At 40.8% G+C, this 10218-nt stretch carries 12 protein-coding genes; 8 read left to right on the plus strand and 4 right to left on the minus strand.

Features of this window, described 5'->3' with window-relative positions:
* Positions 1-11 precede the first annotated feature (11 nt).
* Genes ABJV04_RS05175 through ABJV04_RS05185 form a run of 3 tightly spaced genes read left to right on the plus strand, consistent with a single transcriptional unit; the run spans position 12 to position 1977 of the window.
* Positions 12-713: a TIGR01621 family pseudouridine synthase gene (locus ABJV04_RS05175; RefSeq protein ID WP_348490237.1), complete on the plus strand. Its 702-nt coding sequence runs from the start codon at positions 12-14 to the stop codon at positions 711-713.
* On the plus strand, positions 710-1084 hold the full coding sequence (locus tag ABJV04_RS05180) for a VanZ family protein (RefSeq protein ID WP_348490238.1): 375 nt from the start codon (positions 710-712) through the stop codon (positions 1082-1084). Before ABJV04_RS05175 ends, ABJV04_RS05180 begins: the two co-directional genes overlap by 4 nt.
* Positions 1078-1977 (plus strand): 2-dehydropantoate 2-reductase, encoded by a 900-nt coding sequence (locus ABJV04_RS05185; RefSeq protein ID WP_348490239.1) that lies wholly within the window; start codon positions 1078-1080, stop codon positions 1975-1977. Before ABJV04_RS05180 ends, ABJV04_RS05185 begins: the two co-directional genes overlap by 7 nt.
* A gap of 33 nt (positions 1978-2010) precedes the next feature.
* Here the strand turns inward: ABJV04_RS05185 and lysS are convergent, their stop codons facing one another.
* The 4 genes from lysS to prfC form a co-directional block, all read right to left on the minus strand.
* A complete protein-coding gene (gene lysS, locus ABJV04_RS05190; RefSeq protein ID WP_348490240.1) occupies positions 2011-3555 on the minus strand; it encodes a lysine--tRNA ligase in 1545 nt (514 codons plus the stop codon).
* Between the two features lie 43 nt (positions 3556-3598).
* Positions 3599-4697 (minus strand): peptide chain release factor 2 gene (prfB, locus tag ABJV04_RS05195; RefSeq protein WP_348490241.1). Its coding sequence is split into 2 segments (ribosomal slippage): positions 3599-4621 and positions 4623-4697, totalling 1098 coding nucleotides; the frame shifts between segments, so codons are not numbered across the junction.
* A gap of 184 nt (positions 4698-4881) precedes the next feature.
* Positions 4882-6618: an arginine--tRNA ligase gene (gene argS / locus ABJV04_RS05200; protein ID WP_348490242.1), complete on the minus strand. Its 1737-nt coding sequence runs from the start codon at positions 6616-6618 to the stop codon at positions 4882-4884.
* Positions 6619-6653: 35 nt separating this feature from the next.
* Positions 6654-8231: a peptide chain release factor 3 gene (gene prfC / locus ABJV04_RS05205; protein WP_348490243.1), complete on the minus strand. Its 1578-nt coding sequence runs from the start codon at positions 8229-8231 to the stop codon at positions 6654-6656.
* A 231-nt stretch (positions 8232-8462) separates the two neighbouring features.
* On the opposite strand from prfC, the gene ABJV04_RS05210 reads away from it, so the two are divergent.
* The 5 genes from ABJV04_RS05210 (at position 8463) to ABJV04_RS05230 (ending at position 10098) form a co-directional block, all read left to right on the plus strand.
* Complete coding sequence (locus ABJV04_RS05210; RefSeq protein WP_303476523.1) at positions 8463-8729, plus strand: helix-turn-helix transcriptional regulator; 267 nt, start codon at positions 8463-8465, stop codon at positions 8727-8729.
* A 170-nt stretch (positions 8730-8899) separates the two neighbouring features.
* On the plus strand, positions 8900-9448 hold the full coding sequence (locus ABJV04_RS05215; protein ID WP_348490244.1) for a hypothetical protein: 549 nt from the start codon (positions 8900-8902) through the stop codon (positions 9446-9448).
* A gap of 91 nt (positions 9449-9539) precedes the next feature.
* Positions 9540-9704, plus strand: a complete 165-nt coding sequence (locus ABJV04_RS05220; protein ID WP_348490245.1) for a hypothetical protein — start codon at positions 9540-9542, stop codon at positions 9702-9704.
* Between the two features lie 36 nt (positions 9705-9740).
* The gene (locus ABJV04_RS05225; protein ID WP_348490246.1) at positions 9741-9899 is read left to right on the plus strand and encodes a hypothetical protein; all 159 of its coding nucleotides are present in this window, start codon (positions 9741-9743) and stop codon (positions 9897-9899) included.
* Positions 9900-9939: 40 nt separating this feature from the next.
* Positions 9940-10098, plus strand: coding sequence for a hypothetical protein (locus ABJV04_RS05230; RefSeq protein ID WP_348490247.1), 159 nt, complete (start codon positions 9940-9942; stop codon positions 10096-10098).
* The last annotated feature ends 120 nt before the right edge of the window (positions 10099-10218 follow it).

Below are 10218 nucleotides of genomic sequence, written 5' to 3' on the forward strand. Positions count from 1 at the left end.
GCTGCGAGCTGATGAAATCGATCCCAGTGGTGTTTGAAAATGATGATTTTGTCGTTATAAATAAACCTGAAGGTATAGCCGTTCAAAATGAACAGACACAATCTGGCATCTTGCCGCTTATTCAACAGCAATTGCAACTGGATAAGCTTTGGTTAGTCCATCGCTTAGATAAAGTCACTTCTGGTTTACTAATCTTAGCTAAAAACGTGAATGCTGCTAGTCGGTTAAGTCAGTATTTTGCTGAACGTAAAATTCAGAAATATTACTTGGCCATCAGCGATAAAAAACCAAAGAAAAAACAGGGTTCAGTCATCGGTGATATGCATAAAATACGTGATGGCAAATGGGCCCTTAAAAAATCAGTTTTACAGCCAGCCGCTGGACAGTTTTTTAGTGCCGGGTTAGGTGATGGGCAACGCCTATTTGTAATTAGACCTCATACCGGTAAAACCCACCAAATTAGAGTGATGTTAAAAAGCCTTAGCAGTCCAATTGTTGGCGATAGCAGTTATGGGGGCACACCATCGGATCGCACCTATCTTCATGCCTATGGTTTAGCGTTTGAAGATGCTGGGCAACACATTCAGATCAACTGCATGCCAGAATCTGGGCAGCACTTTGCAATCTCATCAGATAACCCCAAAGTAGCCGCATTACTATCACCTTGGGATTTAGCCTGGCCGCAATTAAATATTAAAAAGTCGAATACATGATTGAACGCTATATTCGACACCCTTGGGGCGTAGTCTTAGGATTATCTATTTTCTTTATCTTTTCCATAGCTGCGGTGATCCCGGTAGAGTACATTCCCCTCGACACCCGTTACGATAAGATACAACACGCTAGCATTTTTTTACTATTAACCTGTTCAATTGCAGCAAGTTTACGCATTAATCATTGGATTATTGGTTTTGTGCTGAGCATATTTGCTGTGGCAAGTGAGTGTATCCAAAACGTAATTCCGTATAGAAGTGGCAGTTGGGAAGATCTGTATGCTGACTTTATCGGCATTGTGCTTGCGTGCCTGTTGCTTGAAATTTTCACCAGAATATATCGCGTGTTACGCAAGGCATGGTCATGTTAACAATTCTAGGTAACGGTGCAATCGGCAACCTATTGGCACTGCAATGCCAACACTTACAAATCGATTATCGTATTATTGTTCGCTCTGCCCCCCCTACTGAAATCCATTGCCAGTTTTCACAACAATCACCACAGCACCAAGCATCAGTTTTGCAACCGGTTTATCAACAAGTGACGGATTCAATTGATAGTGACCTGTTTATTTTGCCCCTCAAAGCCTATCAAATTATTCCCGCTATCCAACAATACAAGCCACAACTTAACACTAAGGTTCCTTTGGTTTTATTACATAATGGGATGGTGGATCATCAGCATATTTTGCAGCTTGTACCGGACAATCCCATTATTATTGCAACCACCAGTTATGGCGCGTTTAAACCTCAAGCAGATGGTGTAAATATTACCGGCATTGGCGCGACTCAAGGAGGCTGGCTGCGTAATAGCGAGGACAACCTCTACTTCCAAGGGCTGTTTGAAAAACTGCTGCCACCTTGTAGCTGGCATGAAGATATATTGCAGGTATTATGGCGTAAGTTGGCGGTAAATTCAGTGATAAACCCACTAACTGCGATTCATGACATTGCCAATGGGAAATTAGCCGAAGCACAATATCGCAGCACAATTTTGGCTGTCAGCGCGGAAATTGCGACTTTAATGAATCGTTTAGATTTGCCTGTTAGCCAGAAAGAACTAGTGAGCAATTGCATGGCAATAGTTGAAAAGACAGCAGCGAATTATTCGTCTATGCATCAAGATGTGCAGCATAAACGTCAAACAGAAATTGAAAACATCAGTGGTTATGTGGTGAGCCAAGGGGAAAAGTTATCGGTATCCACCCCAGCAAATAGCAGTTTACTTGAACAGATAAGAAAAATAGAGACTTATTACAAGTAAGAATAAGTCTCTATTTGACTAGAATGTGATGAGTTATTCCTGAGTGCCTTGAGGTCTCATGTGCGGGAATAAAATAACATCTTTTATGGTTGGGCTATCAGTGAATAACATCACCAAACGGTCGATACCTATGCCTTCACCAGCGGTAGGAGGAAGACCATACTCAAGTGCCGTAATGTAATCTTCATCAAAGTGCATGGCTTCGTCGTCCCCTGCATCTTTTTCTTCTACTTGCTTTTTAAAGCGCGCAGCTTGATCTTCAGAGTCATTCAACTCCGAGAAACCATTGGCTAGTTCACGTCCACCCACGAAGAATTCAAATCTGTCGGTAACAAAATGATTTTCATCATTACGACGGGCCAAAGGTGAAACTTCCCATGGGTAAGCCGTGATAAATGTAGGTTGAATTAATTTCTCTTCCGCAGTTGCTTCAAAGATTTCACACAAATATTTACCGGCGCCCCAGATACCATCAACTTCAGGCTCTTTAATTTTCAGCTGTTTGGCCATGGCTTTTAATTCATCCAAGTGATTTTCAGGATCTTTAATTGCCGCTTCATTGGCTTCAGGCCAGTATTTCAGAACTGCATCGTTCATGGTTAGGCGTTCGAAAGGCTGACCAAAGTCATATTCAACTTCACTGATAACATTGCCTTCAATGTCTTTTTCAGTGCTTTTGATAATAGTGCTACCTAAAACATCCTGGGCCAATGTGCGCAGCATGTCTTCGGTTAAATTCATTAGGTCATGATAATCAGCATAGGCCTGATAAAACTCAAGCATAGTGAATTCAGGGTTGTGACGAGTTGACAGACCTTCATTACGGAAGTTTCTGTTAATTTCAAATACTCGCTCAAAACCACCGACCACAAGACGCTTCAAATAGAGCTCTGGAGCGATACGTAAATACATATCAATATCTAGGGCATTGTGATGAGTAACAAAAGGTTTGGCCGTTGCACCGCCAGGAATAACCTGCAACATAGGTGTCTCAACTTCCATGTAATTTCTTTGGGTTAAGAAATTACGGATGCCAGTCACAATTTTACTGCGGATCATAAAGGTATCACGGGTTTGATTATTGGTGATCAGATCCACATAACGCTGACGATACTTGGTTTCTTGATCTGCCAAGCCATGGAACTTCTCAGGTAACGGACGCAAAGATTTTGTGAGTAATTGATACTCATCCATGTTGACATACAAATCGCCTTTACCAGATTTATGCAACACACCTTTTACGCCGATGATGTCGCCAATATCCAAGCTGCCGTAACGGGCTTTAATATCTTTTTGGGTATCTTTTGCTGCGTATGATTGAATACGCCCAGTCATGTCTTGAAGCAACAAAAATGGACCACGTTTCGCCAGTATACGACCTGCGATACTAACCACTTTGCCTAATTCAGCAAGGGCATCTTTTTCATGCTCGCCAAATTCGTTTTGTAAATCTTGGCTATAAAATTCACGTCTAAATGAATTTGGAAAACCATTAGAGCTACACTCACTACGAATTTGCTCTAGTTTGCTGCGGCGTTCCGCAATTAGTTTATTTTCATCTTGCTGAATGTCAGTCATCGACTTTCCTGAAAGTGTTTAATCTGTAAAAAGACTCTATTTGTTAAAGACCAGACTTTAAGCTGGCCTGAATGAATTTATCTAAGTCGCCATCTAAAACGGCTTGGGTATTTCTGGTTTCAACACCCGTTCGTAAATCTTTAATTCGCGAATCATCTAATACATAAGAACGAATTTGACTGCCCCAACCTATATCGGACTTACTGTCTTCCATGGCTTGTTTCTCGTCGTTCTGTTTTTGCATTTCGTATTCGTGTAATTTAGCTTTTAACTGTTTAAAAGCCTGATCTTTATTTTTATGCTGTGAACGGTCATTTTGACATTGCACCACAATATTTGTGGGTAAATGGGTAATCCGTACCGCTGAATCTGTCCGGTTTACGTGTTGTCCACCGGCTCCCGATGCACGATATGTATCAATACGTAGATCGGCTGGGTTAATATCAATTTCTATATCGTCATTGATTTCTGGATAAACAAAAGCCGATGCAAATGACGTATGACGACGGTTACCTGAATCAAAGGGCGACTTTCTCACTAGACGGTGTACCCCAGTTTCAGTGCGTAACCAACCAAATGCATACTCTCCTGCAAAGCGGATGGTAGCACTCTTGATCCCTGCTACATCACCATCAGAAACCTCAATTAGTTCTGGTTTAAAACCGTGGGCTTCGCCCCAACGCAAATACATGCGCAAAATCATATTCGCCCAATCTTGGGCTTCGGTTCCGCCAGATCCCGATTGAATATCAAGATAACAATCATTGCTATCATTCGGCCCTGAAAACATACGACGAAATTCAAGCAACTCCAGTTGCTCAACTAGCTGGTCAAGTTCGGCCTGAGCTTCGTCAAAGGTTTCTTGATCTTCAGCTTCAACGGCCAATTCAATAAGGCCTTCTACATCTTCGGTACCTTGATCAAGTTTTTCAATAGTTTCAACAACTTGTTCTAAAGCTACTTTTTCTTTACCTAAAGCTTGGGCACGGGATGGCTCATTCCAAACTTCGGGATTTTCTAGTTCGCGGCTAACTTCTTCTAATCGTTCTTTTTTAAGATCGAAGTCAAAGATACCCCCGAAGCAATGCATTACGTTCTCTAACGTCTGCTAGCAAATTTTGTATAGGATTGATTTCAAACATAAATCTTATTTGAGTATTTTAAATTAGGGCGTGGATTCTACCGGATTTAGCGACGTTTGGACAGATAGCAAACAGGATAAAGGCAGTATTAATGATACTGCCTTTATTTGATCTAAGCACAATGGCTGGTTTTTCAGTTAGTCGCCAAATGTATCCCGCGATTTTATAAATGTAGCATCTTCAATTACATTTTCTCTAAGGTGCTGATACCTAACAAATCTAATCCTGATTTAATGGTTTTAGCGGTCAGTGCAGACATCGCAATTCGGCTGTTCTTTTGCTCGTCACTCACACCATCTTTAAATATAGGACAGGCTTCGTAGAAGGTCATAAAGCTGCTGGCCAATTCATAAAGATAGGTACATAGAACGTGCGGTGTCGCTTCACTGACCAGTAAATTTAATGCTTCAACATACTGTAATAATTTCACTGCTAAAGCACGTTCTTGAGGGCTTTGCAGCTCAATATTGGCAACAAATTGGGTAATATCACCAGCCCCATCTTTAAATATTTTATTGGCTCGCGTGTAAGCATATTGAATATAAGGGGCGGTATTGCCTTCAAAACTCAACATGGAGTCCCAATTAAAAATATAATCAGTGGTTCTATTTTTACTTAAATCTGCATATTTAACTGCGCTGATACCAATTTTTTCGGCGATTTCTTGGCGTTCTTGAGCACTGAAATCAGATTTTCTGGCTGCCATTAATTTTTCAGCACGTTCAACCGCTTCATCCAATAAGTCAGCTAACTTTACAGTGCTGCCGCTGCGCGTTTTAAAGGGTTTTCCGTCTTGCCCTAACATCATCCCAAAAGGACAGTGTTCATAGGTTTGTTCAGGAGCAATGAAGCCCGCCTTACGCGCCACAATCTCAGTTTGTTTAAAGTGCAACGCTTGACGTGCATCGGTAAAGATTAAGGTTCTGTCAGCCCCTAATGTTTGACAGCGGTAACGAATTGCAGCTTGATCTGTGGTTGAATATAAATAGCCACCACCGGATTTTTGAATAATGTAAACCGCCGGATCGCCATCTTTGTTGGCTAACTCTTGAATGAATACAACTAACGCGCCTTGATCTTCAACGGCAATGCCCTTTTGAATGAGTTCATCAACTGTTGGTTTCAAATCGTCGTTATAAGCACTCTCGCCCATAATATCTTTGCGAGTAAGGGAGACATTTAGTTTGTTGTAAACTTCTTCACTGTGCTTAATTGAGATATCGATAAAATCTTTCCACAATGACAAACAGTGGGCATCACCACCTTGCAGTTTCACCACGTATTGGCGCGCACGATCGGCAAAACCTTCTTCTTCATCAAACCTAACTTTGGCTTCACGATAAAAATCTTCTAAATCAGAAAGTGCGGTTTCCGCCACTTGGTTAGAGGCTATTTTGTCGCTTAAGTGTGCCAACAACATGCCAAACTGCGTACCCCAGTCTCCCATGTGATTCTGACGAATAACATTATGCCCCATAAATTCAAGGGCCTTGACCACGGCATCGCCGATAATGGTGCTACGCAAATGGCCCACATGCATTTCTTTGGCAAGGTTAGGAGACGAATAGTCAACCACAACAGTTTGCTCGGGTTGTTTTTCCACTCCTAAACGCTCGTCAGCGAAGGCCGCTTGTAATTGGCTGGCTAACCATTGAGGCTTAAGGTGAATATTGATAAAACCTGGACCGGCAATGTCTAATTTTTCTGCGACGTCATCAAGTTCCACCGCTTCCACTATTTTGGTAGCGATATCTCTGGGCTTTTGCTTTAATAATTTTGCTAACGCCATAGCGCCATTGAATTGATATTCACCAAACTCTGGGCGCGTGCTTTTAGCCAATGGCGCTGGCGCGTCTTCAGGTGCACCTATTGCTACTAATGCAGCTTTAAAACGGTCTAATAAGACAGTATGTAAATTCATAATTTAAACTTAATTTCTTTATAATTTAGTGAATATTAGTGTTCACGAGTAGTATGGAACTCTATATCCGGATAGCGTTCTTGGGATAAATTTAAGTTCACCATAGTGGGTGCGATGTAGGTTAGGTTATCACCTCCATCGAGGGCTAAATTCACTTCAGCCTTACGTCTAAATTCATCCAATTTTTTCTCATCTTTACTGTAGACCCAGCGTGCGGTACTGACATTTACATGCTCATATAATGCATCCACATTATACTCCGCTTTTAAACGGGCCACGACCACATCAAACTGCAAGACACCCACAGCGCCAACAATTAAATCATTGTTCACTAGGGGTCTGAAGACCTGCACAGCCCCTTCTTCAGACAACTGTATTAAGCCTTTTTGCAGTTGTTTTTGTTTCAACGGATCACGTAATCGAATACGTTTAAATAGCTCTGGTGCAAAATTCGGAATACCGGCAAAACGGAATTTATCACCCCAAGTGAAGGTATCACCAATTTGAATAGAACCGTGATTGTGTAAACCGATAATATCACCGGCATAGGCTTCTTCTAACAAAGCTCGGTCTCCGGCTAAAAAGGTAAGTGCATCTGAAATACGCACATCTTTACCAATCCGAGTTTGATGCATTTTCATGCCTTTTTCGTATTTACCTGACACAATTCGGCAAAAAGCAATACGATCTCGATGTTTCGGATCCATATTGGCTTGAATTTTAAACACGAAGCCACTGAATTTATCTTGCTCAGATGACACAGGCCCATTATTAGATTCCCTACCCTGGGGTTTAGGAGCCCACTCCACCAACCCATCTAGCATGTGATCGACACCGAAGTTACCTAAAGCCGTACCAAAATAGACAGGAGTCAGTTCACCATCTAAAAACTCTTGCATATCAAATTCATGTGAAGCGCCTTTGACCAGCTCTAGCATTTCACGGATTTCTTCTGCATAACTACCAATGGCTTCGTCCAATTCAGGATTATCGATACCTTTGATAATTCGTTCTTCTTGGATTGTGTGTCCCATACCAGTTTGATAAAGAATAGTTTCATCTCTAAGTAAATGATAAACACCTTTAAATTCTTTACCCATACCAATTGGCCAGGTTATAGGTGCACACTTTATTTTCATTACATCTTCGATTTCATCTAAAAGATCAATAGGATCGCGGGTATCCCTATCCAGCTTATTCACGAAAGTTATGATTGGCGTATCTCGTAATCGAGTCACTTCCATCAGCTTAATGGTTCTAGCTTCCACCCCTTTGGCGGCATCGATAACCATCAAACAAGAATCCACGGCAGTCAATGTTCGATAAGTATCTTCAGAGAAGTCTTCATGCCCTGGTGTATCGAGTAGATTCACTAGGTGATCTTTATATGGAAATTGCATCACCGAGGTTGTCACGGAAATACCCCGCTCCTTCTCCATCTCCATCCAATCAGACTTAGCGTGCTGACCTGATTTTTTACCTTTTACAGTACCTGCTTTTTGCAATGCATTACCGAACAAAAGCACTTTTTCAGTGATTGTGGTTTTCCCCGCATCGGGGTGCGAGATGATCGCAAAGGTGCGACGTTTATCGACTTCTTGCTGATATGACATGGGCCCTTCAATCTAGCTAAATAATTTCAAAGAATTTTGGGCGCGAATTGTATATGAGATAGGCGAAAAAGTCCCGCAGCTTATGAGCACTTTCAGTTTTTTTGACTAATTAGTCCATGTTTTGCAAAAATAAAGTAAAAAAATGAAATTTTAGATTTACTGTTAGATTTTTTTAGCTTATATTTTGGTCTGGTAAGTTTTTTACCGATTTTTATTATATTGGAAATGTCGATGTCACGAAGAAAGAGGTTTAGCGGCGAGCAGTTGCGTTCTTTGAGAAAAGAAGCTGGTTATACTCAGGAAGAACTTGGTCTGAGAGTTGGGATCAGCAGAGAAACTGTATCAGCTATAGAAAATGACAAACCTGAAACCATGAATAGTATTGGTGTAGAGGTTATCAGTAAATGGTGGTCTGTTTGTCGTCAAAGGGCCTCAGAACAAACGAGAGAGTCTTTTTTCTCAACTGTGATGGATTATTTCGGCTTTTCACATAGCTGATGTTACTTTCCCACTATTTACCTAAATTGATTACGGCCCTCCTAGGAGGGCTTTTTATCTTTGCGGGTATGTATACTTTTGGCAACCCGCTTTTATTTGATAGATTATTTATTTGCATCCTCGTTTTTACTGCAATTGTATGCCGAAAAAATATCAACGTATTAGGCGTAGTGATTATTTTGGTACTACAACGCTTAGTTGAAGAAACCGCCTGGTCTATTAGCGAACTAGAATTTACTGATTTAATCAAAGCATCTTTTTATCTCCTAAGCATCGCTGTTTATTGGAAGATAAAATACGACAAAGCAAGTAGACTGCTGCTTTTAGGGCTGATTATTTCCATATCGGCCGAATTTTATTGGATTTTTAGTCAACGAGACGCTCCAGAAATTTACTGGTACATTACTTTACAGTCATCTTATTTGTTTGCTCGCCATCTTTTTTTCATGCGTGTTGCTTACATGTCTGATTTATTACCCAAGAAAAAAGTAGAGTCTGTCAACCTCGACTGGCAAATGTATAAACTCAATGCATTATTCGCTGCACTGCAACTATTTATGATTATTGAGTACATTATTCGCGGTGTATTTGAATTCAAAAAAGTCATGTTGATTTGGGCCGCTTATCCATACTTAGCTCAACTTTGCTATACCTACCTGATCTGGATAGTTTTCTACGAAAGCTATAAATTACTCATTCCCAAACTACTTCGCGCATAAATTACTGCAAAATTGTTTAAAAAAAACGCATACTGTTACACTGTGTGGATTTAAATCCACATTTGCGTTTGAACAATATGTAAGGAATACAATGAAGCACGAAAGCGTAATCAAACATATTCAGTTTGCGTTAGTCCTATCCACCTCCCATGTGGTTGGTCGTGCACGCGCAGGTTTTAAACTAAAATCACTTTTTGCCGAAACAGATAAACCAAGGGTTTGTTCCGGCAATGCCCCCAATATCTCAACTATTTAAACTCCATTAACTCATTACTTTATTTAAGGATAAACCATGAAAAACAAAACTCTTATTAAAGCCGCTATGTTGACCTTCGCTCTATCGACCACTGTTGCTGCCACTAGCGCCAATGCTGGCTCTAAGCAAAAGCCACCTATCGCGGTTGAAGAAACAAGTAGCTGGTACGGCAATATCCTCGACTTTTTCAGCTAATTAGACATCATTAACTCATTATTAATTTTAAGGAAAGACCATGAAAAACAAAACTCTTATTAAAGCCGCTATGTTGACCCTAGCACTATCGACCACTGTTGCTGCCACTAGCGCCAATGCTGGTTCTAAGCAAAAGCCACCTATCGCGGTTGAAGAAACAAGTAGCTGGTACGGCAATATCCTCGACTTTTTCAGCTAATTAGAAATCATTAACTCATTATTAATTTTAAGGAAAGACCATGAAAAACAAAACTCTTATTAAAGCCGCTATGTTGACCTTCGCTCTATCGACCACTGTTGCTGCCACTAGCGCCAATGC

This window comes from Aliiglaciecola sp., from assembly GCF_039982535.1.
Classification (GTDB): domain Bacteria; phylum Pseudomonadota; class Gammaproteobacteria; order Enterobacterales; family Alteromonadaceae; genus Aliiglaciecola.